24 protein-coding genes are annotated in these 25302 nt (G+C 58.7%); 13 read left to right on the top strand and 11 right to left on the bottom strand.

Going from position 1 to position 25302, the window contains the following annotated elements; translation table 11 throughout:
- The first annotated feature begins 58 nt into the window (after window positions 1-58).
- The 4 genes from ACMGG9_RS06305 (at window position 59) to ACMGG9_RS06290 (ending at window position 2262) form a co-directional block, all read left to right on the top strand.
- A complete protein-coding gene (locus ACMGG9_RS06305) occupies window positions 59-712 on the top strand; it encodes a carbonic anhydrase (RefSeq protein ID WP_164107260.1) in 654 nt (217 codons plus the stop codon).
- A gap of 19 nt (window positions 713-731) precedes the next feature.
- Window positions 732-1202 (top strand): cyanase, encoded by a 471-nt coding sequence (gene cynS / locus ACMGG9_RS06300; RefSeq protein ID WP_033650583.1) that lies wholly within the window; start codon window positions 732-734, stop codon window positions 1200-1202.
- A 233-nt stretch (window positions 1203-1435) separates the two neighbouring features.
- The gene (locus ACMGG9_RS06295; RefSeq protein ID WP_004939031.1) at window positions 1436-1693 is read left to right on the top strand and encodes a YjhX family toxin; all 258 of its coding nucleotides are present in this window, start codon (window positions 1436-1438) and stop codon (window positions 1691-1693) included.
- A 62-nt stretch (window positions 1694-1755) separates the two neighbouring features.
- Window positions 1756-2262 (top strand): GNAT family N-acetyltransferase, encoded by a 507-nt coding sequence (locus tag ACMGG9_RS06290; protein WP_147837787.1) that lies wholly within the window; start codon window positions 1756-1758, stop codon window positions 2260-2262.
- A 32-nt stretch (window positions 2263-2294) separates the two neighbouring features.
- On the opposite strand, the gene ACMGG9_RS06285 is transcribed toward ACMGG9_RS06290, so the two are convergent.
- Both ACMGG9_RS06285 and ACMGG9_RS06280 read right to left on the bottom strand, forming a co-directional pair.
- Window positions 2295-2792, bottom strand: coding sequence for an AAA family ATPase (locus tag ACMGG9_RS06285; protein WP_060659748.1), 498 nt, complete (start codon window positions 2790-2792; stop codon window positions 2295-2297).
- Between the two features lie 168 nt (window positions 2793-2960).
- Window positions 2961-3332, bottom strand: coding sequence for an antibiotic biosynthesis monooxygenase family protein (locus ACMGG9_RS06280; RefSeq protein ID WP_414161989.1), 372 nt, complete (start codon window positions 3330-3332; stop codon window positions 2961-2963).
- 175 nt (window positions 3333-3507) lie between these two features.
- Between ACMGG9_RS06280 and ACMGG9_RS06275 the strand changes: the two genes are divergently transcribed.
- The 5 genes from ACMGG9_RS06275 to ACMGG9_RS06255 all read left to right on the top strand — a co-directional run bounded on the left by ACMGG9_RS06275 (window position 3508) and on the right by ACMGG9_RS06255 (window position 9237).
- A complete protein-coding gene (locus tag ACMGG9_RS06275) occupies window positions 3508-4191 on the top strand; it encodes an ArsR/SmtB family transcription factor (protein ID WP_414161988.1) in 684 nt (227 codons plus the stop codon).
- Window positions 4192-4265: 74 nt separating this feature from the next.
- A complete protein-coding gene (locus tag ACMGG9_RS06270; protein WP_414161987.1) occupies window positions 4266-4973 on the top strand; it encodes a glutathione S-transferase N-terminal domain-containing protein in 708 nt (235 codons plus the stop codon).
- 131 nt (window positions 4974-5104) lie between these two features.
- Window positions 5105-6532: an alkaline phosphatase gene (gene phoA, locus ACMGG9_RS06265; RefSeq protein ID WP_414161986.1), complete on the top strand. Its 1428-nt coding sequence runs from the start codon at window positions 5105-5107 to the stop codon at window positions 6530-6532.
- A 460-nt stretch (window positions 6533-6992) separates the two neighbouring features.
- Window positions 6993-8573, top strand: a complete 1581-nt coding sequence (gene mqo, locus ACMGG9_RS06260) for a malate dehydrogenase (quinone) (protein ID WP_414161985.1) — start codon at window positions 6993-6995, stop codon at window positions 8571-8573.
- Between the two features lie 205 nt (window positions 8574-8778).
- The gene (locus ACMGG9_RS06255) at window positions 8779-9237 is read left to right on the top strand and encodes a helix-turn-helix domain-containing protein (RefSeq protein WP_046686691.1); all 459 of its coding nucleotides are present in this window, start codon (window positions 8779-8781) and stop codon (window positions 9235-9237) included.
- Window positions 9238-9312: 75 nt separating this feature from the next.
- Here ACMGG9_RS06255 and ACMGG9_RS06250 read toward each other — a convergent pair whose 3' ends face one another.
- The 4 genes from ACMGG9_RS06250 to ACMGG9_RS06235 all read right to left on the bottom strand — a co-directional run bounded on the left by ACMGG9_RS06250 (window position 9313) and on the right by ACMGG9_RS06235 (window position 14285).
- The gene (locus ACMGG9_RS06250; protein ID WP_197760134.1) at window positions 9313-10353 is read right to left on the bottom strand and encodes a fimbrial protein; all 1041 of its coding nucleotides are present in this window, start codon (window positions 10351-10353) and stop codon (window positions 9313-9315) included.
- A gap of 11 nt (window positions 10354-10364) precedes the next feature.
- Window positions 10365-12980: a fimbria/pilus outer membrane usher protein gene (locus ACMGG9_RS06245; RefSeq protein WP_414161984.1), complete on the bottom strand. Its 2616-nt coding sequence runs from the start codon at window positions 12978-12980 to the stop codon at window positions 10365-10367.
- Window positions 12981-13007: 27 nt separating this feature from the next.
- Window positions 13008-13691: a molecular chaperone gene (locus tag ACMGG9_RS06240; protein ID WP_033642410.1), complete on the bottom strand. Its 684-nt coding sequence runs from the start codon at window positions 13689-13691 to the stop codon at window positions 13008-13010.
- 66 nt (window positions 13692-13757) lie between these two features.
- On the bottom strand, window positions 13758-14285 hold the full coding sequence (locus tag ACMGG9_RS06235) for a fimbrial protein (protein WP_004939088.1): 528 nt from the start codon (window positions 14283-14285) through the stop codon (window positions 13758-13760).
- Window positions 14286-14799: 514 nt separating this feature from the next.
- On the opposite strand from ACMGG9_RS06235, the gene ACMGG9_RS06230 reads away from it, so the two are divergent.
- From ACMGG9_RS06230 to ACMGG9_RS06220, 3 genes are all read left to right on the top strand, one after another.
- Complete coding sequence (locus ACMGG9_RS06230; protein ID WP_016928483.1) at window positions 14800-15516, top strand: EAL domain-containing protein; 717 nt, start codon at window positions 14800-14802, stop codon at window positions 15514-15516.
- Between the two features lie 21 nt (window positions 15517-15537).
- On the top strand, window positions 15538-16128 hold the full coding sequence (locus ACMGG9_RS06225; RefSeq protein WP_004939094.1) for a LuxR family transcriptional regulator: 591 nt from the start codon (window positions 15538-15540) through the stop codon (window positions 16126-16128).
- Window positions 16129-16312: 184 nt separating this feature from the next.
- The gene (locus ACMGG9_RS06220) at window positions 16313-17938 is read left to right on the top strand and encodes an FMN-binding glutamate synthase family protein (protein WP_414161983.1); all 1626 of its coding nucleotides are present in this window, start codon (window positions 16313-16315) and stop codon (window positions 17936-17938) included.
- A 109-nt stretch (window positions 17939-18047) separates the two neighbouring features.
- Here ACMGG9_RS06220 and betA read toward each other — a convergent pair whose 3' ends face one another.
- The 3 genes from betA to betI form a co-directional block, all read right to left on the bottom strand.
- Window positions 18048-19715: a choline dehydrogenase gene (gene betA / locus ACMGG9_RS06215; protein ID WP_004939099.1), complete on the bottom strand. Its 1668-nt coding sequence runs from the start codon at window positions 19713-19715 to the stop codon at window positions 18048-18050.
- A gap of 137 nt (window positions 19716-19852) precedes the next feature.
- Window positions 19853-21325 carry a betaine-aldehyde dehydrogenase gene (gene betB, locus ACMGG9_RS06210; RefSeq protein WP_047572157.1) on the bottom strand — a complete coding sequence of 491 codons (1473 nt, stop codon included), beginning with the start codon at window positions 21323-21325 and terminating at the stop codon, window positions 19853-19855.
- A 14-nt stretch (window positions 21326-21339) separates the two neighbouring features.
- Entirely contained in the window at window positions 21340-21942 is a 603-nt protein-coding gene (gene betI, locus ACMGG9_RS06205) for a transcriptional regulator BetI (RefSeq protein WP_033642409.1), read from the bottom strand.
- Between the two features lie 400 nt (window positions 21943-22342).
- On the opposite strand from betI, the gene ACMGG9_RS06200 reads away from it, so the two are divergent.
- Window positions 22343-24382: a choline transporter gene (locus ACMGG9_RS06200; protein WP_004939112.1), complete on the top strand. Its 2040-nt coding sequence runs from the start codon at window positions 22343-22345 to the stop codon at window positions 24380-24382.
- Between the two features lie 44 nt (window positions 24383-24426).
- Here ACMGG9_RS06200 and ACMGG9_RS06195 read toward each other — a convergent pair whose 3' ends face one another.
- Both ACMGG9_RS06195 and ACMGG9_RS06190 read right to left on the bottom strand, forming a co-directional pair.
- A complete protein-coding gene (locus ACMGG9_RS06195) occupies window positions 24427-24894 on the bottom strand; it encodes a YkgB family protein (protein ID WP_016928490.1) in 468 nt (155 codons plus the stop codon).
- Window positions 24895-24961: 67 nt separating this feature from the next.
- Window positions 24962-25252 (bottom strand): pentapeptide MXKDX repeat protein, encoded by a 291-nt coding sequence (locus ACMGG9_RS06190; RefSeq protein ID WP_015377176.1) that lies wholly within the window; start codon window positions 25250-25252, stop codon window positions 24962-24964.
- Window positions 25253-25302 lie beyond the last annotated feature (50 nt).

Genomic DNA, 25302 nt, shown 5'->3' with positions numbered 1-25302 from the left:
CCCTATAGCCAGAAGCGTTCATCATGCCGTCATCGCTTACCCCCCAGGGAGAAAGACAATGAAAGAGGTGATTGAAGGCTTCCTGAAGTTTCAGCGCGAAGCCTTTGTTGAACGCACGGCGCTGTTTCAGCGGCTGGCGACCCGCCAAAATCCGCGCACGCTGTTTATCTCGTGTTCCGACAGCCGCCTGGTGCCGGAGCTGGTCACCCAGCGCGAGCCGGGCGATCTGTTCGTTATCCGCAACGCCGGTAACATCGTGCCGTCTTTCGGCCCCGAACCCGGCGGGGTGACCGCCTCGGTCGAGTACGCCGTCGCCGCGCTGGGCGTGGAAGATATCGTGATCTGCGGCCATTCCGACTGCGGCGCGATGACCGCCATCGCCACCTGCCAGTGTCTGGATCACCTGCCGACGGTCGCCGGCTGGCTGCGTTACGCCGATTCCGCCAAGGCGGTCAATCAGGCTTATCCGCACGCCTGCGACGAAGCGCGGGTCGCGTCTATGGTGCGCGAGAACGTCATCGCCCAACTCAACAACATCAAAACGCACCCTTCCGTCGCCCTGGCGCTGGATCAGGGCCGCCTGGCGTTGCACGGCTGGGTCTATGACATCGCCAGCGGCGCTATCGAGGCGCTGGACGGCGAAACCCGCCGCTTCGTGCCGCTCGCCACCCATCCCGAGGTGACCGCCACACCGGCGAACGCCCGTTTTTAAGCCCACAAAAGGAGCCAACATGACACACTCTCTGCACAACGCAGCCCCGCGCGAAGCGCTCACCGACACCATCATGGCCGCCAAGATCCGCCATAACCTGACGTTCGAAGCGCTGGCCGAGGGCACCGGTCTCAGTCTGGCGTTCGTCACCGCCGCCCTGCTGGGGCAGCATGCGCTGCCGGAACCGGCGGCGCGCACGGTGGCGGCCAAGCTGGGGCTGGATGAAGAAGCGGTGCAGCTGCTGCAAACCATCCCGCTGCGCGGCAGCATTCCCGGCGGCGTGCCGACCGACCCGACCATTTATCGTTTCTATGAAATGCTGCAGGTCTACGGCTCCACGCTGAAAGCGCTGGTGCACGAGCAGTTTGGCGACGGCATCATCAGCGCCATCAACTTCAAGCTGGATATCAAGAAGGTGCCCGATCCGGACGGCGGCGAACGCGCGGTGATCACCCTGGACGGCAAATACCTGCCGACCAAGCCTTTCTGATTGGCCTTGCGCCGGCGGCCCGCGTCGCCGGCAAATTGACAGCCAACCGGCCATTGGCTACATTAACTGCGCTGAAACGCCGCCCTGGCGTTTTTCACTGCCCGAGGCCTGTATGTTGGAGATTGTAACCACCCGATAGTCGCTTCCTTGCCGCATGGCGAGGGACTCTGACGTATCCGACGTGCGTTTGCGCGGGGATGCGCGTATCTGGGGTTATTACAGGATCTCCCAACATGAACATTTCCAAAGCGGAACAACGCGTGCTGCACGTGTTGGCCAAAGGCGGCTATATCGCCTTCACCCGCAACGACGCGGGTCGCGTCACCCACGTTGAATGCTACACCCGCGAAGGGCTCGGCCTGGCCGACTGCTCGCTGGCCGTCTTCACCAAGCTAAAAACCAAACGCCTGATCCTCTCTCGCCAGGGGCGCCCTTATCGCGTCACCTTCGCCGGGCTCAAGGCCGTGCGGGCGCAGCTGGATAACCGTTAATCATCGATACCGGCCGGGCAGGCAGCCCGGTCGGCACAGCCTTATTTAATCAGGATACAACCATGAACATCACGTTACGCCACGAAACGCCGGCCGACGTCGGCGCCATCGCCACCCTGACCGCCGCCGCATTCTTGCATGCCGAACACAGCAGCCACACCGAGCAGTTTATCGTCAATGCGCTGCGCGCGGCGGGAGCTCTCACCCTGTCGCTTGTCGCCGAGCAAAATGGCACACCGATCGGGCACGCGTCCGTCTCGCCGGTCGTACTCAGCAACGGCGCCGCCGGGTGGTACGGGCTGGCGCCGGTGTCGGTGCTGCCGGCCTGTCAGAACCAGGGGATCGGCAACCGGCTTATCCGCCAGCTGCTGGCCGAGCTGCAGGAGCGTGGCGCCGCAGGCTGCGTAGTGCTGGGCGATCCGAACTATTACGGCCGTTTCGGCTTTCAGGCACAAAGCACGCTGACCCTGCCAGGCGTGCCGCAAAACTACTTCCGCGCCGTCGCCTTCCAGGGCGCGCTGCCGTGCGCGGAGGTCACCTTCCACAACGCGTTTAACGCCGAAGCCTAACCCTGTTGCCGGCGCCGTCATGGCGCCGGTTTTCAGTCCCGTTCGCCATAACGCAAGACGGTCATCCCTTCCTCTTCCGACGGGGGAACAAAGTACTGCGCCAGGTGCTCAAACTCCGCCTCGCTCAGTGTAAACGGGTGCTCGCCGCGCGCATTTCTCAGCGTTATCCGGCTCAGGCACTGCGCATGGCTGACGTCGAGAAAGTGCAGGCAGTGCGCGACGCCGGCCTCCTCCGCCAAGGCTTTGGCCCAGCGCCGCCTGTCCGGCGTATTCATCGGGAAATCGAGCGCCACGGACCAACCGCCGCGCAGCAGCTGAACGAGGTGCCCGCCCAGCGCCCGCCGCAACCGATCGGAACAGCGCGCGTAGTCTTGCAGGCTGGCCATCTCCTGTTCATACAGCGTCGCCAGCCACGCATCTTCACTCAGCAACAGCGTTTGCGGCTGCTGGGCCAAACGCTGCGCCAGCGTCGATTTGCCTGCGCCGGCCTTGCCGCACATCAGGTGTAAAACTGCAGGGTAGGTTTTCATGACGTTCTCCGGTCGTTGCCGGAAGGGGATAAAAAAACCCGCCTGCCGGCGGGTTTTTATTGGCGACACACGCGCTATCCCACCCTCTGGAGAAGGGTGATAATAATTTTCGCGAATGGGCGGTAGGATTTTTTCATAGCTAATGAATATGACAACCGTGCAGCGTTGTCAATTCGCTTCCGACGCAGGTTTGCTCTGTGCGTGATAACAACGGCTATCCTGTGGCGCCTGCTCGCGGCTCTCCAGCCCGTAGTCCCGCACCACTTCCGCCACCCGCAGCCGATACTGCGCCAACACCTCGCCACGGCCGCGCGCCTGCGCCGCCCGATGCTGTTCGAGATTGCGCCACTGTTGCACCGCCGCTTCGTCGCGCCAAAAAGAGAGCGACAGCAGGCGCGCAGGATCGGCCAGGCTTTGAAAGCGCTCGATGGAAATGAATCCGTCGATCTGCGCCAGCAGCGGCTTCAGCTCCGCCGCCAGCGCCAGATAGGTATCGCGCTGCCCATCGGCGGCCTGCAGTTCAAAAATCACGGCGATCATTATCTTCTCCTCTCAACGGTAAAATTCCGGTACGCGCGCAGGGTAAGAATGGCGCCACTGCACCGGTTTCAACGCCCGCTCATCAATATCCAGCGAATACGGCCGCACAGCACCAAAGTGCGATGACCACAGGCTAGCAATGGACGCACAGCCATACTTCGTCTAACCTCGAAGTATGCATAACATCGAGATAGAAGATCGTTTAGCGGCGCTGAGCGCCGCCATCGCCGACCGCACCCGGGCGCGCATGCTGTGCCTGTTGATGGACGGGCGCGCCTACACCGCTACCGAGCTCAGCGCGGCGGTCGAGGTCGCCCCGTCCACCGCCAGCGCACATCTGGCGAAGCTGCTGGAGCAGCAGTTGATTGCCTGTGTCAAACAGGGGCGCTATCGCTATTTCCGACTGGCCGGGCAACCGGTGGCCGCAGCGCTGGAAGGCCTGATGGCGCTGGCGGGCGTGCCGCGCCCGTCGCTGAAAAGCCGCACGCCCACCTCGCTGCAATATGCTCGCACCTGCTACGACCATATGGCGGGCGAGGTGGCGGTGAAGCTGCACGATCGGCTGCATGCGCTGAACTGGCTGACCGGCGAGGCAGACTACCGGTTAAGTGGCGCCGGGCAGGCCGCGCTGGCGCGGCTGGGCGTCGATTGCTCCCCCGCTCCCACCCGCCGCCGCTTCGCCTGCGGCTGCCTGGACTGGAGCGAACGCCGCTCTCACCTCGGCGGCGCGCTGGGCGCCGCGCTGTTAGCCGCCTTTATCCAACGCGGCTGGATCCTTCGCCGGCTCGACAGCCGCGAGCTGCAGCTGCCCCCCGCCGGTAAAAAAGCGCTGGCCGCACATTTTGACCTCACGGTGTAACCCGGCGACAGGGTAGTTTTACTGCAATACTCTAGGGGTACGCTTAAGCGACCCCGCCAACCTGAGGAGTTTCCATGCTTGATTCCACCCAATTCCCGATCGTCAAACGCTGGCCGGCTCAGCATCCGGAACGGCTGCAGCTCTACTCTCTGCCGACGCCGAACGGCGTCAAAGTCTCCATCATGCTGGAGGAGATCGACCTGCCTTATGAAGCGCACCTGATCGACATCGGCAACAACGAAACCTGGACGCCGGAATTCCTGGCGCTGAACCCGAACGGCAAGATCCCGGCGATCATCGATCCCGACGGCCCCGGCGGCCGGCCGCTGCCGCTGTTCGAATCCGGCGCCATTCTGCTCTACCTGGCGGAAAAGAGCGGCCGTTTCCTGCCACAGGACCCGGCGCAGCGTTACGAAACCATTCAATGGGTGTTCTTCCAGATGGCCGCCGTCGGCCCGATGTTCGGCCAGCTCGGTTTCTTCCATAAATTCGCCGGGCGCGAATATGAAGACAAGCGACCGCTGGAGCGCTACAAAAACGAATCGAAACGCCTGCTCGGCGTATTGGAAACGCGCCTTAAAGGCCGCGACTGGATCATGGGCGCGGAGTACACCATCGCCGATATCTCGCTGCTGGGCTGGGTGCGCAACCTGATCGGCTTCTATGAGGCGCGCGAACTGGTGGAGTTCGACAGTTTCCCTCGCGTCGCGCAGTGGCTGGAGCGCGGTCTGGCGCGCCCGGCGGTGCAGCGTGGGCTCGCTATCCCGGCGCGCGCGGCCTGATCGTCAAACGGGATGGCCGCCGGGCCGTCCCGCCTTCCGCTGTCATAAAATTGTCATCCCTCTGCTCTACTCTCCTTTCGTAACAATTTGATGTTATTTACATTGTTGTATTACGACAAGGAGCTTACCCCATGCAACCTGCTGTATCCCTGATCGCCGGCGCCGTACTGTCCGCCCTGCTCTGTTCCTCCGCCATCGCAGCGGAAACCTCGGCCAATGCCGATGGCCTGACCGATCGCGCCGCGCGCGGCAACCTCGTCGAACCGGGCGGCGCCCGCCGTCTGGCCGGCGATCAGACCGCCGCGCTGAAGGCGTCGCTGTCGGACAAAACGGCGAAAAACGTGATCCTGCTGATCGGCGACGGCATGGGGGATTCCGAGATCACCGCCGCGCGCAACTACGCCGAAGGCGCAGGCGGTTACTTCAAGGGCATCGACGCCCTGCCGCTGACCGGACAATACACCCATTACTCGCTGGACAGGAAAACCCACAAGCCGGACTACGTGACCGACTCCGCCGCCTCCGCCACCGCCTGGGCCACCGGGGTGAAAACCTATAACGGCGCGCTCGGCGTGGACGTGAACGGCAAGGATCAACCGACGCTGCTGGAGATCGCCAAGGCGGCCGGCAAGGCCACCGGCAACGTCTCCACCGCCGAGTTGCAAGACGCCACGCCGGCAGCGCTGGTCTCCCACGTCATCTCACGCAAGTGCTATGGCCCGGAGGAAACCAGCGAGAAATGCGCCGCTAACGCGCTGGAAAACGGCGGCCGCGGCTCCATCACCGAACAACTGCTGAAAACCCGCGCCGACGTCACGCTGGGCGGCGGCGCGAAATCGTTCAACCAGCTGGCGAAAAGCGGCGAATGGCAAGGAAAATCGCTGAAGGACCAGGCGGCGGCGCAGGGTTATCAGTGGGTGAGCAACACCGACGAACTGCAGGCCGTTACCCTCGCCAACCAGCAAAAACCGCTGCTGGGGCTGTTTGCCGACGGCAATATGCCGGTGCGTTGGCTGGGGCCGAAAGCCAGCTACCACGGCAACCTCGACAAACCGGCAGTGACCTGCGAAAACAACCCGGCGCGCACCGCCGCCACGCCAACGCTGGCGGCGATGACCGAAAAAGCGATCGCGCTGCTGAAAGACAACCCGAACGGCTTCTTCCTGCAGGTCGAGGGCGCGTCGATCGATAAACAGGATCACGCCGCCAACCCGTGCGGGCAGATTGGCGAAACCGTCGATCTGGACGAAGCGGTACAAAAAGCGCTGGCCTTCGCCCGCGCCGACGGCAACACGCTGGTGATCGTCACCGCCGACCACGCGCACGCCAGCCAGATCGTCGCCGCCGACGCCAAAGCGCCGGGCCTGACCCAAAAGCTGACCACCAAGGACGGCGCGCCGATGACCCTCAGCTACGGCAACTCTGAAGAGGAATCTCAGGGACACACCGGCACCCAGCTGCGCGTCGCGGCCTACGGCCCGCACGCCGCCAACGTAGTGGGCCTGACCGATCAGACCGATCTGTTCTTCACCATGCGCGATGCGATGGGCATCAAGTAACCGCCCTCTGAACGATGGCCGCCCGCAACGGCGGCCATTTATTATTGGTTACCGATGCGCATTTGCAATTAATCCGCAATTATTGTGTGATAACGAAATAACGTCTAATTACGCGGCAATTAACCCATGAAAATAACGCGGTTATATTGTCTTCCGCTCCTCTCTGTTTATTCCTGCGACAGCAACCGGCCGTTTTTTGCTTATATTCATTTTTTTTAGTTACAAAAGTAGTTTTTAACATTCTCGCAAACAATAATACCCCGCCAGTAACGTGAACCGATCAATTTGCATCCGGACGGCCTGCAATAGTTCACTTTTCGTTAAAAACCCTATTAACAAAAAGGCATTATTGCTGCCTATCGGCTTTCGCCGGGCGGTCGGCTTCATTATTTCCAGGGTAACTCCCGCTAAATTCTTTCACCTGCAATGAGTAGAATTTACACACAAGAGATTTAATTCAATGAGAAAATTACTCGTCCTGATTTTCAGTCTCAGCCTGTTTGGCGTTACGCAACAGGCGGCGGCTGAAGAGAAGAATAAAACCGTCGACGTGGTTCTGATCGGCGGCGGCATCATGAGCGCCACCTTGGGTACCTATCTGCATGAGCTGGAGCCGACCTGGACCATCGACATGTACGAGCGCATGAACGGCGTAGCGGAAGAGAGTTCCAACGGCTGGAACAACGCCGGTACCGGGCACTCCGCCTTCAGCGAAATGAACTACACGCCGGAAAAAGCCGATGGCACCATCGACATCAGCAAGGCGGTGAAGGTCAACGAGTCTTTCGAAATCTCTCGCCAGTTCTGGTCTTATCAGGTGAAAAACAATGTCCTGAAAGATCCGAAATCTTTCATTAACAGCGTGCCGCACATGAGCTTCGTGTGGGGCGACGACAACGTCAACTTCCTGCGTAAACGCTATGCGGCGCTGCAGCACAGCACCCTGTTCCGCGGCATGGAATACTCCGAAGATCCTGCGCAGATCAAGCAGTGGGCGCCACTGGTGATGAACGGCCGCGATCCGGCGCAGAAAATCGCCGCGACCCGCATGCCGCTGGGTACCGACGTTAACTTCGGCGTGATCACCCACCAGCTGGTTGACGCGCTGAGCGCCAGCGACAAGTTCAAGCTGAACCTGAGCCACGAAGTGCGCGACATCAAGCGCAACGCCGACCAGACCTGGAGCGTGACCGTTGCCGATCTGAACCGCGACGGCAAAGAAACCACCGTTAACGCCAAGTTCGTGTTCATCGGCGCAGGCGGCGCGTCCCTGACCCTGCTGCAGAAATCCGGCATCCCTGAAGCCGGCGGCTACGGCGGCTTCCCGGTCGGCGGCCAGTTCCTGGTCACCACCAACCCGGCGATCGCCAACCAGCACCTGGCCAAAGTGTATGGCCTGGCCAGCGTAGGTTCACCGCCGATGTCCGTGCCGCACCTGGATACCCGCATGCTGGACGGCAAGCGCGTGCTGCTGTTCGGGCCGTTCGCCACCTTCTCCAGCAAGTTCCTGAAGAACGGTTCGCTGTTCGATCTGATGCACTCGCTGAGCACCTCGAACCTGATGCCGATGACCCACGTCGGTCTGGATAACTTCGATCTGGTGAAATACCTGGTCGGCCAGCTGATGATGAACGACGACGATCGCTTCGCCGCGCTGAAAGAGTACTTCCCGGACGCCAAGCAGGCAGACTGGAAGCTGTGGACCGCAGGCCAACGCGTGCAGATCATCAAGAAAGACGCGGATAAAGGCGGCGTGCTGCAGTTCGGCACCGAAGTCGTCAGTTCTGAAGACGGCAGCATCGCCGCTCTGCTGGGCGCTTCGCCGGGCGCTTCTACCGCTGCGCCAATCATGCTGCATCTGATGGAAACCGTGTTCAAAGACAAAGTGGCGACGCCGGAATGGCAGAGCAAGCTGAAAGAGATCATCCCGTCTTACGGCCACAAGCTGAACGGCGATATCGAGATGACCAACAAGATCCGCGGTTACACCAGCAGCGTGCTGGGTCTGAACTACATTGAAGTGAAACCGGAAACTAACTGATTCCCCGTGGTTTCCTGCTGACAAGGCCGCTTTATGCGGCCTTTTTTCTATACCCCTGCCGCTCAAAGAGCATTTTTGGCCACCTATTTACCCCCGGTTTACCCTTGCGTAACGGCGTAGTCACGCCTATTATCAAAGTATATTCTTGGATAATTAAGCTAAGTCACTGTGACCTGAATGTCGTTTTTGCGGGAGAACTAAAACCATGGATCGCGTCAATATCATTCACGATTTACTAGACTGGATTGAAACTCATCTGGACCAACCGCTGCTGCTGGATAACGTCGCCGCCAAGTCAGGCTACTCCAAATGGCACCTGCAGCGCATGTTCCGCAGCACCACCGGCCACGCGCTCGGCAGCTATATCCGCGAGCGGCGCCTATCGCAGGCGGCGCAGGCGCTGCGCTCCACTCCACGACCGATCCTGGATATCGCCCTGCAGTACCATTTCGACTCTCAGCCTTCGTTCTCACGCGCCTTTAAGAAACAGTTCGGCAAGACCCCGGCGGTGTATCGCCGCACCACCCGCTGGGACGTCGCAGAGTGGCCGGCGCAGCCGGCGCAGACGCAGACTGAGCAACACCGCGACGCCCCCGCCTTACCGCGCTGGTTTGCCGGCAAACTGCCGGAAGGCGTATGCACCAGCTGGATGGGGCTGCGTTAATCCACGCGGTAAAGGCACAAAAAAGGGTTCAGTTCGCGAGAACTGAACCCTTTCTTTTATTGACCAGGCACCGAATTATTTGAAGGTGACGTCAATATTCGCCGAGGCGCTGAACGGCCCCACTTTCGGGTTAGTGCTCAACCATTTCAGGCTGGCCATAAAGTTCTTTTCAACGATGGTGCCGTTGACCAGGCCCAGATCGACCGGGCTGTTCATCATGATCGGCGTATTCGGCGTCGCCGCCTGCGAGATCAAAATCCCGAAACCGCTGTCGCTGGTCGGCAGGATCACGCTGTTATCCTGCAGTGGATAGGTGGTGCTAAAGCTGGCCTGCAACGTTTCACCTTTGCAATCCTGACCGGTCGTCGGATCGGACATATTGGCGGCGACCGAGAACGGCACCTGTTTCTCGATTTTACCCACCACCGCATTCTGACGCGGGATAGTGCCGAAATTCACCGTCGAGCCGTTGTTGGCCACCACGGTGATTTTCGGGTTGCAGGAAATAAACTGAATATTGCCCAGCCCGGAAATGTAGGCGTTAAAGTTACTGTTCGGCGTGCCGTTCAAGCCGCCGACGCCATCAACCTGAAATACCGAGTACGAGTTGTTGTCGTTGATCTTGCCGCCGGCCGGCGGCGCCTTGCCGGTTGCTTTAATGTAGATGGCGTAAGACACGGTTACCGTCAGCGATCTGGCCGGAGACAAACAACGGCTGCCCGAACGGCGACATTCCGTGCCGGGACCGACGTCCTGACGTGCGCCTTTAGTCGGTTTGACATCGATCCCCTGATAAGTGACACCCACTTCGATCGAATTATGGATCTGACTCATCCGGGACTGCGGATCCCAGTACAGGTAGGCGTTCTCCCCTTTCGGGTTGTTCCAGTCATCCGTACATTGGAAGGTCGAAGTAAAAGTCTGCGAACGCCACAGCAACGCGCCCGGCGCGGTGTTGGCGGTCGACACCTTGATGGCTTTATCCAGCACGATATCCTGGCGAATGCTGCCGTTCTGCTTACAAGACAGCGCATAGCTGCTCTGAGAAAACGCGCCCAGCGTGACCAGCAGCCCAGCCGCCAACCCGAGATTCTTGTGCTTTAACAAAGAAGACATATCCTTTCCTTTTACGGTTTTCCGCAGGTCAGCGAAAGTTCCTGATAACCCATCAGCTGTTCGGTCGCCGCTTTCAATTCCGGCACCACCAGTGAGCAGCTTTCGCCCGCGTCGTTGCCCCATTTCACCAGCAGGCGATCCCCTGCGGAAGCCCCTGAAATATAAATATCGCCGTTGGTACCGACAGTACCGTTGTTCTTGCCGTCCGCACTGAAGACGTTGGCGCCAATCGGCGGTACGCCGCCGTCGGCCATCTTGCTGTGCACCAACAGGCTTTGGCCCGTGTGCGTTTCAAACTTCACGCGGGTGATTGCGCCGTAAGTCGGCACCACGTCTCGCGCCGCCATCGGGATATCAAGGCCGTTGCCGATATCTTCGGTGCGCAGCGCCACGCGGTTATGACGGTATGGCGACGCAGAGGTCATTACCGCGTAACCGAAGCGGTCGATGGCGACGCCCGGTTGGTTTTCGATGCGAACGCCTTTGGCGTCTTTGGCTTCCACCAGCACAAAGGTGTTCTGCAGCGGCTGGGTCAACGTCACGCCGCCGGAGTGTGCGACGATGCCGCCCGCCACGCCCAACGAAGATTGTTGATAATCTTTGCTGTAGCTGTAACCGGCATTGATGTTCCCCATGCTGCCCTGGTACCCGACGTTGGCCGAGTTGGTTTGGCCCGAATAACGATCATGGCCGCTTTGCACCGCATAGTTCAAGCGGTTGTCATCCAGCGCGGTGCCGCTCAGGCCGGCGCTGTAGGTATTGCCGCTCTGCTTGCTGTGGCCGGCGTTGAAGCTGGCGGTCATATCCGACGAATCCTTGCTGAAGAAGCTGAACGGAATCGATACGGTCAGGTTGACGCTGCGATCTTTATAGCCGTAGTTGCTGCGGCTGTCCTGATAGAAGACGCCATAGCTGATATTTTTATAGCTGCTGTTGAAACCGGTCTGTACGGTGCGATCTTCGCCGGACCCGCCCCAGTAAGACTGGTTGCTGAGGTTGGCGTACAGCGTCGAATTACCGGCGATGCGCTGGTTGACAGACAGCTCAACGCGCTGGCGTTTGTTGTTGAACCGGCTGGTATAATAGCTGCGACGGCGAGATTCCGCCCAGTCCGGTACGCCCAGGTTGCGATCGTTTTGATCGTAGTAATCGTTACGGTAATAGCCGTTCTCATAGCGTTCACGCTCGGCAACCGCATCGGAGAAATCATAATAGCCGGAGGTCGAGTAACGGTAACCGGCAATGCGGAATTCCGTCCCCCAATCGTTGAGCGACTTGGAATACAGGAAACGGAAACTTTCCCCTTGCTTGTCATCGCCGTTCACCAGGTTGGTGTCGGAATAGGACATATCAAAGGAAACGGCCCCCCAGTTCCCCAGGTTTTTACCCAGGCCCACAACCGCTGAACGGTAGTTTTCCGCCACCAGCACGCCGCCGTAAGGCGTGATGTCATACGACATGCCGTGCGACAAGGTACCTTGTACAAACTTGGGTTGATAGCGGCTGGTGCCGTCGTGGTATTTACCGGCGGTCAGCTGATAGTTCCAAATCCCTTCGCGCAGCATGTTCGGCACCGAGGAGAATGGCACGACGAATGAGGTTCTCGAACCGTTGGCTTCGATGACCGTCACATCCAGGTTACCGCTCAAGGTGCTTGGGAAAATGTCCGTCAGCGCAAACGGCCCTGGCGGCACGTTGGTACTGTAAATGGTATAGCCGTTCTGACGCACTTCAACGCGCGCGTTGGTCGTCGCCACGCCGCGCACCACCGGCGCATAGCCGCGCTGGCTTTCCGGCAGCATGTCGTCGGCGCTGGACATCTGCACACCGCGGAACTGAATGCTGTCGAAAACGTTGTTATTGGTGTTGGTCTGGCCGATCACCAGACGGCTGCGCAGAGAGACAATATCCGTCTCCGCCCAGCTGGAAATGTTTTTCCAATGCGTGCCGGCGCCCGACTGTTGATTCAACGTCGAGTTGTTGCGCAGGCGCCAATCGCCAATATTGAGGCCGTTGTTAAGGCTCAGGAAGTAATAGTCGGAAGTCTTGTCGTTCTGGTTGTTGCCGTAGCGGTTATGAGTGCCGCTAAAGTTATAGTTAACAAAGCCGGCGTTGATGCCACGATCGTAAACTTTCGGTGAAATGGCGCCTTGCGGACGCGGGATCAGAAACACCTGCGGCACTTCCAGATCCATACGCTGTACGGCGGCGTCATAGTTCAGCTTGGCGCCGGAGATCTGCTGCGGCAATGCGTAGCATTGCTCGGCACCTGCGGTGGTCAGATCGCCAGGCAGCTTTACGCCATAATCCTGATAGTCCGCCGCCGTCAGGCACGGTGCGACAGGAGAGTCCTTGGATTCTTTCTTGAACTCGATTTCACGGTGATCGATACGCTGCCCGTTGAGATAGATATCAAACGGATATTTACCCGGCAGAATATCATCCCCGCTGGCCAAAGACGCCACCTGAGCGATATTGTCATCGCCATGGATGAAGGAAGTGTTGAACTGCTCCTCCGCCATGGCCATATGTGAGAATGAAAAAGGCACAGCAGAAAAATAAATTACACCATTAATCAGCTTCACCAAACGTTTTGGCGCGAGGGTTGTTATTCTTTTGTGTGCCATTTCTTTCATTCCTTGAAGTGCTTCAAATCAATTCAGTGCGACGTTTTTAATCTCGGTGTGACCGCCATAGTCGTTGATATAGGTAAACGACATATTGCTGGCTGATTGCGCCCCCTGAGGCAGGGAAATACGCAGGCTGTCGTGTGGCTTGACCATGTCGGCGTTCACTTTCCAGCTTTTACCGCCGCTCTTGAGGTTCAATACGCCCAGCGTGACGAACAGCGGGCCATCGTTGGTCACGACCAAGTTCCCGCCCTGGCGCGTCCATTTCAGCGCTTCTGCCTGCTGCTGCAGGTTGGTTTTCAACGAGTCCGGGCGGTAGAACAGTTTGATACGGGTACGGATCGCCACCTGCAGCACGTTATCTTGCTTAGGCGTTGGCGGAATTTCCTGTACGTTAACCCAGAGCAGAGATTCTCTGTCCTGCGGCAAACCGCTGCCGGAATAAATAAAACGCAAAATGGCGTCTTTCTTGGCAGCCAGCTTCAAAATGGGTGGTGTCACCACGATCGGCAAATTCTTAGGCATCTGGCTTGCGTCACCAGTATCCAGCCAGGTTTGCACCATGTAGGTATCGTCGCTGTCATTGCTGATTGAGAGCGATGCGGATTTACTTGCACTGTTATAGATGACACGCGTCGCATCAACCTGAATGCCGGCAAAGGCATTAACAGAGAATGCGAATAAAATACCAGTCAGAATTTTTTTCATCGGAATGTCTCAACTCTCAAAATTTAGCCATCCTTGGCCAATAACTCTATCTATCCTGCCAGCGAATTATTTGTATTCGATGGTGAAGGTAGCGTTAGAGTTTGCCTGACCGGCAGTTACCAGATCCTGGAAGGATTTGTAACGAGCGCGCAGGTTGAAAGTCGCAGCGCCTGGGTTATCGCCATCAGCAGCAACAGTTACGGTAGCTGGGGTAGCCACTTCCTGAGAGATTGGCAGAGTAGAACCGTTGTTATCCAGAATTTCAACGCCAACGCCAGTTGCGCCGCCAGTTACAGCCAACAGCTCTGGGTGGCCAGCTGGAGTGTTACCGTCGAAACGCAGGGTGTAGTTACCCGCTTCACATTTCTCCAGGCTAATATCGAAAGCTTTAGCACCGCTGGTAGAACCGGCAGTTGGGAAAGCGGTGGTAGGATATTTACCCAGGTAAACTTCTTTATTCTGGTCTTTATCAACAACTTTACAGGTGGACTGTACAATTTCACCGGTGAATTTAACGTTGCCGTTTGCTGCCATTGCGTTGGAAGCAGTTGCAGACAATACCAGGGCAGCCAAAGGCAATAATACTTTTTTCATTTCCAGCTCCATAGAACAATAAAATAATCGATTCAGTGGCGGGCTTATATATATATTGCCGCCACTGAGCATACACTCAGCGATAGCACTCCCTTGCTGAAAAGGAGCGTTGCCTCGATGAACTCATTGCCGGACGAAATATAGACTAAGCATATTCTTAATGTTAAATCGTTTAAAACATTCATAAGCCCCCTCTTGATAGGAATAAACTATCGGCGGATACCTATCGATCGATGTTGACGATTCATATGAATAGGAATAATCTGTGTTTGGGAAAGCTGCAGAGTTCAACATTTTGCGTTAAGGCCTGAAAATCAGAATATTATCCCGAATATTTACATTTAGTAACAGATTGCGACGTTTGGACTTTGGCACGAATTCCGCGTTAAATGGTCTGTCGACACGTTTCGGCCATCCTGACGCTTTAAATAAGAAATTTACCAAAAAATACGGAGTAACTTTCTTTTTAATCATTTAAAATCAACAAGTTAAATATCAATCCAAGGATTGGGAAATGAGCGGTTCTTTCAGAGAGAAAAATAACGGCATTAATTATGTTTTCCAGCCAATGTTCGCGAAATCGGGACAATTGCTGGCCGTTGAATGCCTGTCTCGCTTTACGTTTAATAGCGAATATGCCCATTTTTCTCCTGAACAGTTCTTTCGCCATGCCGACAGCGCTACCCGGATTGAGATTTTGATGGATCAGATCAATCTGATCGATAAATACAAACACTGGTTTCATGAAAACCAAGTGATAGCCACTTTGAATGTTGACGATTATTCCCTGCAATCGCTGGCGAATACTCACTTTGCCGAAAGAATTAATGCCCTGCGCTGTATTCATTTTGAGATCAGCGAGAATTCAACCCGGCTGGTGAAAGATCGCGTGCACGGCGATCCGTCATTGAATAGTTATTCATTTTGGCTCGATGATTTTGGTTCTGGCTATGCGGGTTTTTCCGCGTTGTACAACAGCCAGTTCCGCTTCGTTAAGCTCGATCGTTTTCTGCTTTGGGACTTTATGAAAAAGTCCGGCGGCGAGGGCTTGATGCGCGCGTTACTGCGCTTCTTTTACCTTAATCATTACAAGGTAATTATCGAAGGAGTTGAAACTCCCGAACACAAGAAATGGCTGGATGAAATGCCATATTACGCACTGCAGGGAAAGCTGTGGAAGGAATCCAGCATTAAGGATTTGAACTCGCTTCTTACAGCTGAATACTTTTAACTCGGTATTGGTGTTTGCCCTATGTCTAAAAACAACGTTCTTGTGATTAGTGAGTGTAAGTACAGCTATGTTGGCCTGTCGGTGCTGCTGAAGAAACACTACGGCGCGTACGATATCCGCCTGTTTTCCGATTTCATGCACGGCGGCGCCAAAGCGGAAAAGATCACCAAGCACGATATCGCACTGATTTTCACCTCGCAAAACCTGGAGCAGAGCGTCAACGTGATCGAAAGCCTGGTGTCCCTGCACCAGCAGTACAACAGCAAAACGCGCCTGTTGGTGTTCTATGACGACGAGCGCGTGGTGAAACTGCTGTCGATCCTGGGGATTTCCGTCGAGTTGGTCTCCACCCGCATTCCGCTTTATTCGCTGCAGGAAAAAATCCAGCGGCTGCTGGAAAGCAAAGAGCCGGGCGGTATCCGGGTGCAGAAAACCCGCGAGCTCAGCCCAGCGGAAAGCGACGTGATCTTCAATCTGCTGCGTGGCGACAGCCTGCTGCATATCGCGGAAAAACGCGGCACGCACCCGAAAACCATCTTCTCGCAGAAATACAGCGCGATGAAAAAGCTGCGGCTGCGCAGCATGAGCACCATCTTCGTCGCCGGCAAATAACACGCCCTGGTTTGTTGCGCGGTACGCCGCGCGGCAACCCGCCCCCTCGCCGAGTTAAATTAATGTAACAACCGGCGACAAAGCAGCAACAGACACACAACATCCTCTCCTGTTGGCTACGATTTGCACACGGATTATCCGTGAGTCATGTCGTGTGGATTAAAAATAAACATCAGGAGATGTTATGAAGTCGTCCTTATTCAGCCGCTATACCTGCTTTGTGCTGAGCATCTTGCTCACCCTGGTTTTCTTGATCATGATGCACAACCATCCGTGGTTCTGGCTGCCGGCCCTGGCCTGCGGTTGCCTGATGGTGCTGGGTATCTACGATCTCACGCAGCAGCGCCACGCCATTTGCCGCAACTACCCGATCATCGGCCGCCTGCGCTTCTTCTTTGAATTCATCCGCCCGGAACTGCGCCAGTATTTCCTCGAGCAGGATAATGAAGAGATCCCGTTCTCCCGCACCCAGCGCACGCTGGTGTATCGCCGGGCGAAAAACGAGATGGGCGACAAGCCGTTCGGCACCCTGCTGGACGTGTACCAAACCGGTTATGAATGCATCGGCCACTCCATGCGGCCGGTGGAAGCCGCCGATCCCACCAGTTTTCGCATCACCATCGGCGGCGCCGACTGCCGCCAGCCCTACTCCGCGTCAATCTTCAACATTTCGGCGATGAGCTTCGGCGCGCTCTCCGCCAACGCCATTCGCGCACTCAACCTCGGCGCGGCCAAAGGCAATTTCTACCACGACACCGGTGAGGGCAGCATCAGCCGCTATCACCGCGAAAACAACGGCGATCTGGTGTGGGAGCTGGGCAGCGGCTATTTCGGCTGCCGCACCGCCGACGGCCATTTCGATCCGCGCCGCTTTGCCGAACAGGCGCAAAGCCCGCAGGTGAAAATGATTGAAATCAAGCTCAGCCAGGGCGCCAAACCGGGCCACGGCGGCATTCTGCCGGCGAAAAAAGTGGATGCGGAAATCGCCGCCACCCGCGGCGTGCCGGAAGGCGTGGATTGCATCTCGCCGGCCTCGCACAGCGCCTTTACCACCCCGCTGGAAATGATGCAGTTCATCCAGCAGCTGCGCGAGCTGTCAGGCGGCAAACCGGTCGGTTTCAAGCTGTGCATCGGCCACCCGTGGGAGTTCGTCGCCATCATCAAGGCGATGCTGCACACCCGCATTCTGCCGGACTTCATCGTGGTGGACGGCAAGGAAGGCGGCACCGGTGCCGCCCCGCTCGAACTCTCCAACTATATGGGCATGCCGCTGCGCGAAGGGCTGCTGTTCGTGCATAACACGCTGGTGGGCTGCGGTCTGCGCGACCAAATCAAGATTGGCGCCAGCGGCAAGATCATCAGCGCCTTTGACATCGCCAGCGTGCTGGTGCTCGGCGCCGACTGGGTGAATTCGGCGCGCGGCTTTATGTTCGCCGTCGGCTGCATTCAGTCGCAAAGCTGCCACACCAACCACTGCCCGACCGGCGTCGCGACGCAAGATCCGCTGCGTCAGAAGGCGTTGGTGGTGCCGAACAAGGCGGAGCGCGTCTATCACTTCCATCAAAATACGGTGAAAGCGCTGGCGGACATGCTGGCGGCGGCCGGCGTCAGCCGCCCGGAGCAGTTGACCTCGCACCATATGCTGCGCCGCATCACGCCGACCGAGATCAAGGTGTACGCCGATATCTATTACTACCTGGAGCCGGGCGCGCTGCTGCAGCCGGAGATCAAAAGCGAGTTCTACGCCCGCATGTGGCGCATGGCGACGCCCAACAGTTTCGATCAGGCAATCTCGCTGCCGGCGGCATGATGGGATAAGGAATAAAAAGAGAGTTGCCCCCTCGCCTTGGGGAAGAGCATATGGAGAGGGGTTGCTTGCTACGGCGGCCCTCCCCCTCAACGGCGAGAGGGCGTGTCGGTTACTGCTTGCGCACCGGCGCATCGCCGGCGACGTAGTAGTCGGCGGTGCTGCGCGGCAACGGCGCGCGCTGGCGAATGCGGTCGGCGATCTTTTCGGCGATCATGATGGTGGTGGCGTTCAGGTTGCCGGTAATGATCAGCGGCATAATCGACGCATCCACCACCCGCAATCCTTCCATGCCGTGCACCCGGCCCTGGCCGTCGACCACCGCCATCTCGTCTTCGCCCATCTTGCACGAGCAGGACGGGTGGAAGGCGGTTTCGGCGTGCTCGCGCACGAAGGCGTCCAGCTGCTCGTCGGTCTGCACCTCCGGCCCTGGGCTGATCTCACGGCCGCGGTATTCGTCCAGGGCAGGCTGCGCCATGATTTCGCGCGTGATGCGGATAGCATCGCGGAACTCCTGCCAATCCTGTTCGGTCGACATGTAGTTGAACAGAATGCTCGGGTGCTGGCGCGGATCCTTCGACTTCACCTGCACTCGGCCGCGGCTCGGCGAACGCATCGAACCGACGTGGGCCTGGAAGCCATGCTCTTTCACCGCGTTGCTGCCGTTATAGTTAATCGCCACCGGCAGGAAGTGATACTGAATGTTCGGCCAGGCAAACTCTGCACGGCTGCGGATGAAACCGCCGGCCTCGAACTGGTTGCTGGCGCCGACGCCGGTGCCGTTGAACAGCCATTCCGCGCCGATTTTCGGCTGATTGAACCATTGCAACGCCGGGTACAGCGACACCGGTTTCTTACAGGCGTACTGCAGATACATCTCCAGGTGGTCCTGCAGGTTCTCTCCGACGCCCGGCAGATCGTGCACCACGTTGATGTCCAGACTTTTCAGCAGCGCCGCCGGGCCGACGCCCGAACGCTGCAGAATTTGCGGCGAGGCGATGGCGCCGGCGCACAGCAGCACTTCGCGGCGCGCTTTGGCATGGGTCAGTTGATTGCTGTCGCCCTGCAGATAGTTAACGCCCACTGCGCGCTTGCCGTCGAACACGATGTGGTCGGTCAGCGCATGGGTGACGATCTTCAGGTTCGGCCGCGAACGCGCCTGATCCAGATAACCGCGGGCGGTGCTGGCACGGCGCCCTTTCGGCGTCACGGTGCGATCCATCGGGCCGAACCCTTCCTGCTGATAGCCGTTCAGATCGTCGGTGCGCGGATAGCCCGCCTGCACGCCGGCTTCCACCATGGCGTGGAACAGTTCGTTGTTACCGGCCTTCGGCGTGGTGACGCTCACCGGGCCATCGCCGCCGTGGTAATCGTTCGGGCCGATATCGCGCGTTTCCGCCTTGCGGAAATACGGCAGGCAGTCCAGATACGTCCAGTCTTCCAGACCCGGCGCCTTGGCCCAGTTGTCGAAGTCCATCGCGTTGCCGCGAATGTAACACATGCCGTTGATCAGGGATGAACCGCCCAGCCCTTTGCCGCGGCCGCATTCCATCCGGCGGTTGTTCATGTGCGGCTCAGGATCGGTTTCATACGCCCAGTTATAGCGGCGGCCCTGCAGCGGAAACGCCAGCGCGGCCGGCATCTGGGTACGGAAATCCATCCGGTAGTCCGGGCCGCCGGCTTCCAGCAGCAGGACGCTGACGTCGGCGTCTTCGGTCAATCGGGTGGCTAACACGTTGCCGGCGGAACCGGCACCGATAATGATGTAGTCAAATTCCATTCATTATCTCCTTACTTTATAGAGGCCTGGTCAGGCAAAGACGCGAAGCGCGGCTCGGCAACAGGCTGTGTATTTTGGCTCTCTAGAGATTGTCGGCCGCAGCCAACGCGGCTGCGGCTCGAAAGACGGCGGGAAGATCAGAATACCGAGGCGTATTCGCCCAGCTCGACCTGCACCGATTTGATCTGGGTGTAGTGCTCCAGCGTGGTCAGGCCGTTTTCACGGCCGACGCCGGACTGCTTGTAACCGCCGACCGGCATTTCCGCCGCCGACTCGCCCCAGGTGTTGATCCAGCAAATGCCGGCTTCCAGCTGGTGGATCACGCGGTGCGCGCGGGCCAGATCGTGGGTCACCACGCCCGCGGCCAGGCCGAAGGTGGTGTCGTTGGCGCGGCGCACCACTTCCTCTTCGTTCTGGTAGCTGAGGATGCTCATCACCGGCCCGAAGATCTCCTCGCGCACGATTTCCATATCGTCGCGGCAGTCGCTGAACACCGTCGGCGCCACATAAGCGCCCTTGCCGAATTCGCCGTGGGTGACGCGTTCGCCGCCGCACAGCAGGCGCGCGCCGCTGTTTTTGCCGCTCTCGATAAAGCGCAGCACCGATTCCATGTGCGCGAAGCTGACCAGCGGCCCGAAGTTGGTTTGCGGATCGGTCGGATCGCCGAGGCGAATGCGCTTCACGCGTTCGAGGATTTTCGCCTCAAACTGCGCCTGCAGCGCCGCCGGCACGAAGACGCGGGTGCCGTTGGTGCACACCTGGCCGGAACTGTAGAAGTTGGCCATCATGGCGATATCGGCGGCGCGATCCAGATCGGCGTCGTCGAAGATAATCAGCGGCGATTTGCCGCCCAACTCCATGGTGACTTCCTTCAGCGTCGAACCCGACGCGTTGGCCATCACCTTCTTGCCGGTTTTCACCCCGCCGGTGAAAGAGACTTTGGCGATGCCCGGATGGTCGGTCAGGTACTGCCCCACTTCCGCCCCGCTGCCGGTCACCACGTTGAACACGCCGTCCGGCAGGCCGGCTTCGGTGTAGATTTCCGCCAGCTTCAACGCCGTCAATGACGTGACTTCACTCGGCTTGAAGATCATCGCATTGCCCGCCGCCAGCGCCGGCGCGGACTTCCACAGCGCGATTTGAATCGGGTAGTTCCAGGCGCCGATGCCGGCCACCACGCCCAGCGGCTCGCGGCGGGTGTAGACGAACGAGGTATCGCGCAGCGGGATCTGCTCGCCTTCAATGGCCGGGATCAGGCCGGCGTAGTACTCCAGCACGTCAGCGCCGGTGACGATATCCACCGCGGTGGTTTCCGACATCGCTTTGCCGGTATCCAGCGTTTCCAGCGCCGCCAGTTCATCGTTGCGCTCGCGCAGAATATCCACCGCGCGACGCAGGATGCGCGAACGCGCCATCGCCGTCATCGCCGCCCACACCTTCTGCCCGCTGGCCGCGCTGGCCACCGCACGATCGACGTCTTCAGCGCCGGCGGACTGGACTTCAGCCAGAACTTCGCCGTTCGCCGGGTTAATGGCGTTGAAGGTTTTTCCAGCGGTGCTGTCTACATAGGCGCCATGAATATAGAGCTTCTGCAAGCCAAAACGGGACATAGGATCTCCTTGAGTTATCCTCCGGGCGGCGTTTGCCCCCGGAGTTGGAACGTGATGTATTCGGTCGTGAGCGCCAGCGCCTGCGCCTGATTGAACGCGGAGCCGCGCAGCGCGCTGCGCAGCCACAGCCCATCGATCAGCGCCGCCAGCCCCTTGGCCGCCAACCGCGCCTGCGGCTGCGGCATAACGCGGCGAAACTCGGCGCACAGGTTGGAATAGAGCCGACGGCCGTTCACCTGTTGCAAGCGGTTGAGCTGCGGCTGGTACAGACTGCTGGCCCAAAAGGCCAGCCAGGTCTTCATCGCCGCGCTGTTGATCTGGCTGTCGTCGAAGTTGCCGGCGACGATCGCCTGCAGCCGCGCCGCCGGGCTGTTGTCGGTCAGCGCCTGCAGCCGCAGCTTCACCGCCTCGCCCAGATGGCTGATCAGATAGCGCATCGTGGCTTCCAGCAGGCCGTTCTTATCCTTGAAATAATGGCTGATGATGCCGTTGGAAACGCCGGCCCGCCGCGCGATCTGCGCGATGGTGGCGTCATGCATTCCCACTTCGTTTACCGCGGCGAGCGTGGCATCAATCAACTGCTGCCTTCTGATTGGCTGCATTCCTACCTTTGGCATATTTCGACTCTCACAAAACCGACTTCGGCCTTATCTCAGCGGGCAAATTTCACTGCCGTTTCGCCCGTGATTCAGGTCATCATGAGGACTATTAAACTTTTTTTTGATTGAACGTTCAATAAAAATTGCATATATTTTATTGCCGCCTGGTTAAAAAAATGTATTTTCTGGTTGTGGAACTGGCTGATTTTTGTGAGGTAATTAACGAATCTGACCAAAATCAGTGGCTGTAAGCGGTTCCCGCCGCGAAGCGCTCCGGTGCTTCATAAGCAGGCGAAAGCGGCATCGTTCAGGCCATTCCCGTGGGGATGGCCGCCGCCTTCATTCGCCCGTTTTCCGGATGCGCCAACGCGCCCCAGAATGCGGAGCGGCACGATTTTACTCAGTTCAGAGGATGACGATGACAACACGCGAAACCTCCTCCAAACCGCAGCAGGACCGCCTCAACCCTGTGGTTTTCTTCACCTCGGCGGGGCTGATCCTGGCCTTCTCGCTGATGACCATCTTTTTCACCGACTTCTCCGGGCAGTGGATCACCCGCACGCTGAATTGGGTGTCGACCACCTTCGGTTGGTACTACCTGCTGGCGGCGACGCTGTACATCGTGTTCGTGGTGTTTATCGCCGCCTCGCGCTTCGGTTCCATCAAGCTCGGGCCGGAACAGTCCAAACCGGAGTTCAGCCTGATGAGTTGGGCGGCGATGCTGTTCGCCGCCGGCATCGGCATCGATCTGATGTTCTTCTCGGTCGCCGAGCCGGTGACCCAGTACATGATGCCGCCGGAAGGCGACGCGCAAACGCTGGAGGCCGCCCGCCAGGCGATGGTCTGGACGCTGTTCCACTACGGCCTGACCGGCTGGTCGATGTATGCGCTGATGGGCATCGCCCTCGGCTACTTCAGCTATCGCTACAATCTGCCGCTGACCATTCGCTCGGCGCTGTACCCGATCTTCGGTAAACGCATCAACGGCCCGATCGGCCACAGCGTGGACATCGCCGCGGTGCTCGGCACCATCTTCGGCATCGCCACCACGCTGGGCATTGGCGTGGTGCAGCTCAACTACGGCCTCAAGGTGCTGTTCGAGATCCCGGAAAACCTGACGGTGCAGGGCTCGCTGATCCTGCTGTCGGTGATCATGGCCACCATCTCGGTCACCTCGGGGGTCAACAAGGGCATTCGCATCCTGTCCGAGCTGAACGTGCTGCTGGCACTGGGCCTGATCCTGTTCGTGCTGTTCTTCGGCGACACCGAGTTCCTGCTCAACGCGCTGGTGCTTAACGTCGGCGATTACGTCAACCGCTTTATGGGCATGACGCTCAACAGCTTCGCGTTCGATCGGCCGGTGGAGTGGATGAACAACTGGACGCTGTTCTTCTGGGCCTGGTGGGTGGCGTGGTCGCCGTTCGTCGGCCTGTTCCTGGCGCGCATCTCGCGCGGGCGCACCATTCGCCAGTTCGTGGTCGGCACGCTGATCATACCGTTCGTGTTTACCCTGCTGTGGCTGTCTATCTTCGGCAACAGCGCGCTGTACCAGATCATCCACGGCAACGCCGAGTTTGCTCAGGAAGTGATGCAGTTCCCGGAGCGCGGCTTCTACAGCCTGCTGGCGCAATACCCCGGCTTCACCTTCAGCGCCTCGGTGGCCACCATCACCGGCCTGCTGTTCTACGTCACCTCGGCGGACTCCGGCTCGCTGGTGCTGGGCAACTTCACCTCGCGCCTGGCCGACATCAATAATGATGCGCCGAACTGGCTGCGGATTTTCTGGTCGGTGGCCATTGGCCTGCTGACCATCGGCATGTTGATGACCGACGGCGTGCCGGCGCTGCAGAAAACCACGGTGATCATGGGCCTGCCGTTCAGCTTCGTGATCTTCTTCGTGATGGCCGGGCTGTACAAGTCGCTGCGGGTGGAGGACTACCGCAAGGCCAGCGCGCTCAGCACCCTGGCGCCGGTGCCGGTCTCCAGCCACGACGTGCTCAACTGGAAACAGCGTCTGTCGCGGGTGATGAACTACCCGGGCACGCAGTACACGCAGAAAATGTTGGATAAGGTTTGCCGCCCGGCGATGCAGGACGTGGCGCGCGAGCTGGAGTTGCGCGGCGCGAAGGTGGAGTTCAGCGAAGTGCCGCCGACCGAAGACGAACGCCTGAACCACCTGGAGCTGCTGGTGCACCTGGGCGAGGAACAGAACTTTATCTATCAGATCTGGCCGATGCGCTACTCGGTGCCGGGCTTCACCTACCGCGCCCGCTCCGGCAAGTCGCACTACTACCGGCTGGAAACCTTCCTGATGGAAGGCACCCAGGGCAACGACCTGATGGACTACAGCAAGGAACAGGTGATTGGAGATATTCTCGACCAGTACGAGAAGCACCTGAACTTCCTGCACATTCATCGCGAAGCGCCGGGGGGCACCCTGACCTTCCCGGATATGTGACGGCCGAGAAATAACCAGAGGGCGTAGCCAGGCTACGCCCTTTTTTATGCCTGCTCGGCCGGCAAATCGGCCTTCAGCAGCACCAGGGAGCCGGCCAGCAACACCAGATCCTTGATTAAAAAGCTGGTGGCGCCGGCCATGGCCGGAAAACCGCCGGCGGAGGGCTCCCAGGCGCCCGGCGTGGAAAAGATCAGCGTCAGCGTGGTCAGGTAGGTCACCGTCGATCCGATCGCCCCCAGCAAACCCAGACGCCGCGACCAGAACCCCGCCAGCAGCAGTAAACCGAAGCTCCATTCGGCGACGCCCAATGCATAACTGGCGCCGCGAATGCCGAACGCCTGATGCATCCAGCTCAGCAGCGGGCTGTTGCCGATCAGCGGCACCAGCCCCTGCGCCTCATAATCAAACCATTTGGCGTAGCCGAAGGCGGCGAAGATCACCACCAGCGCCGCGCGCATAAAAATAACGTCCCCGTTCGAGCGCCGAAAGCGTCGCAGCCATGTCGCCAGCATCGTCCTCTCTCCTTATGTTGCCCGCAGCCGCCGCGGTTTGCCGCTTGCGGCCGCGGGGTGAGGCGGCTTAGTGCCCCATCGCATCCTTTTTCATCTCGTCTTTCTTCATGCCATCTTTGGCCATACTGTCTTTCGCCATGCCATCCTTTTTCATGGCGTCTTTGCCCATTTTGTCTTTCTTCATGCAGTCCTTGCCCATGCACTCTTTCTTCATCCCATCTTTCGCCATGCCGTCGTGCGACATCTGGCTCATGCCGTCCTTTTTCATCGCGTCTTTGCTCATGCCGTCCGCGGCGTTGGCGCCGGCCACGCCCAGCATCAGCGCGCTGCACATCATCATTGCGAATAACTTTTTCATGGTATTTCCTTCCGTCATGTTAAAGGCACCGGAGTGCCGGAGAATGGCCG

The sequence above is a fragment of the Serratia sp. BNK-10 genome (genome assembly GCF_047456065.1).
Lineage (GTDB): Bacteria > Pseudomonadota > Gammaproteobacteria > Enterobacterales > Enterobacteriaceae > Serratia > Serratia ureilytica.
Note: the sequence above shows the minus strand (reverse complement) of the source record. Positions and strands in the feature narration are given on the sequence as shown.

Coding starts and splice junctions, on each gene's coding strand:
- ACMGG9_RS06305 (WP_164107260.1), top strand. CDS start 59: ATGAAAGAGGTGATTGAAGGCTTCCTGAAGTTTCAGCGCGAAGCCTTT.
- cynS (WP_033650583.1), top strand. CDS start 732: ATGACACACTCTCTGCACAACGCAGCCCCGCGCGAAGCGCTCACCGAC.
- ACMGG9_RS06295 (WP_004939031.1), top strand. CDS start 1,436: ATGAACATTTCCAAAGCGGAACAACGCGTGCTGCACGTGTTGGCCAAA.
- ACMGG9_RS06290 (WP_147837787.1), top strand. CDS start 1,756: ATGAACATCACGTTACGCCACGAAACGCCGGCCGACGTCGGCGCCATC.
- ACMGG9_RS06285 (WP_060659748.1), bottom strand. CDS start 2,792: ATGAAAACCTACCCTGCAGTTTTACACCTGATGTGCGGCAAGGCCGGC.
- ACMGG9_RS06280 (WP_414161989.1), bottom strand. CDS start 3,332: ATGATCGCCGTGATTTTTGAACTGCAGGCCGCCGATGGGCAGCGCGAT.
- ACMGG9_RS06275 (WP_414161988.1), top strand. CDS start 3,508: ATGCATAACATCGAGATAGAAGATCGTTTAGCGGCGCTGAGCGCCGCC.
- ACMGG9_RS06270 (WP_414161987.1), top strand. CDS start 4,266: ATGCTTGATTCCACCCAATTCCCGATCGTCAAACGCTGGCCGGCTCAG.
- phoA (WP_414161986.1), top strand. CDS start 5,105: ATGCAACCTGCTGTATCCCTGATCGCCGGCGCCGTACTGTCCGCCCTG.
- mqo (WP_414161985.1), top strand. CDS start 6,993: ATGAGAAAATTACTCGTCCTGATTTTCAGTCTCAGCCTGTTTGGCGTT.
- ACMGG9_RS06255 (WP_046686691.1), top strand. CDS start 8,779: ATGGATCGCGTCAATATCATTCACGATTTACTAGACTGGATTGAAACT.
- ACMGG9_RS06250 (WP_197760134.1), bottom strand. CDS start 10,353: ATGTCTTCTTTGTTAAAGCACAAGAATCTCGGGTTGGCGGCTGGGCTG.
- ACMGG9_RS06245 (WP_414161984.1), bottom strand. CDS start 12,980: ATGGCACACAAAAGAATAACAACCCTCGCGCCAAAACGTTTGGTGAAG.
- ACMGG9_RS06240 (WP_033642410.1), bottom strand. CDS start 13,691: ATGAAAAAAATTCTGACTGGTATTTTATTCGCATTCTCTGTTAATGCC.
- ACMGG9_RS06235 (WP_004939088.1), bottom strand. CDS start 14,285: ATGAAAAAAGTATTATTGCCTTTGGCTGCCCTGGTATTGTCTGCAACT.
- ACMGG9_RS06230 (WP_016928483.1), top strand. CDS start 14,800: ATGAGCGGTTCTTTCAGAGAGAAAAATAACGGCATTAATTATGTTTTC.
- ACMGG9_RS06225 (WP_004939094.1), top strand. CDS start 15,538: ATGTCTAAAAACAACGTTCTTGTGATTAGTGAGTGTAAGTACAGCTAT.
- ACMGG9_RS06220 (WP_414161983.1), top strand. CDS start 16,313: ATGAAGTCGTCCTTATTCAGCCGCTATACCTGCTTTGTGCTGAGCATC.
- betA (WP_004939099.1), bottom strand. CDS start 19,715: ATGGAATTTGACTACATCATTATCGGTGCCGGTTCCGCCGGCAACGTG.
- betB (WP_047572157.1), bottom strand. CDS start 21,325: ATGTCCCGTTTTGGCTTGCAGAAGCTCTATATTCATGGCGCCTATGTA.
- betI (WP_033642409.1), bottom strand. CDS start 21,942: ATGCCAAAGGTAGGAATGCAGCCAATCAGAAGGCAGCAGTTGATTGAT.
- ACMGG9_RS06200 (WP_004939112.1), top strand. CDS start 22,343: ATGACAACACGCGAAACCTCCTCCAAACCGCAGCAGGACCGCCTCAAC.
- ACMGG9_RS06195 (WP_016928490.1), bottom strand. CDS start 24,894: ATGCTGGCGACATGGCTGCGACGCTTTCGGCGCTCGAACGGGGACGTT.
- ACMGG9_RS06190 (WP_015377176.1), bottom strand. CDS start 25,252: ATGAAAAAGTTATTCGCAATGATGATGTGCAGCGCGCTGATGCTGGGC.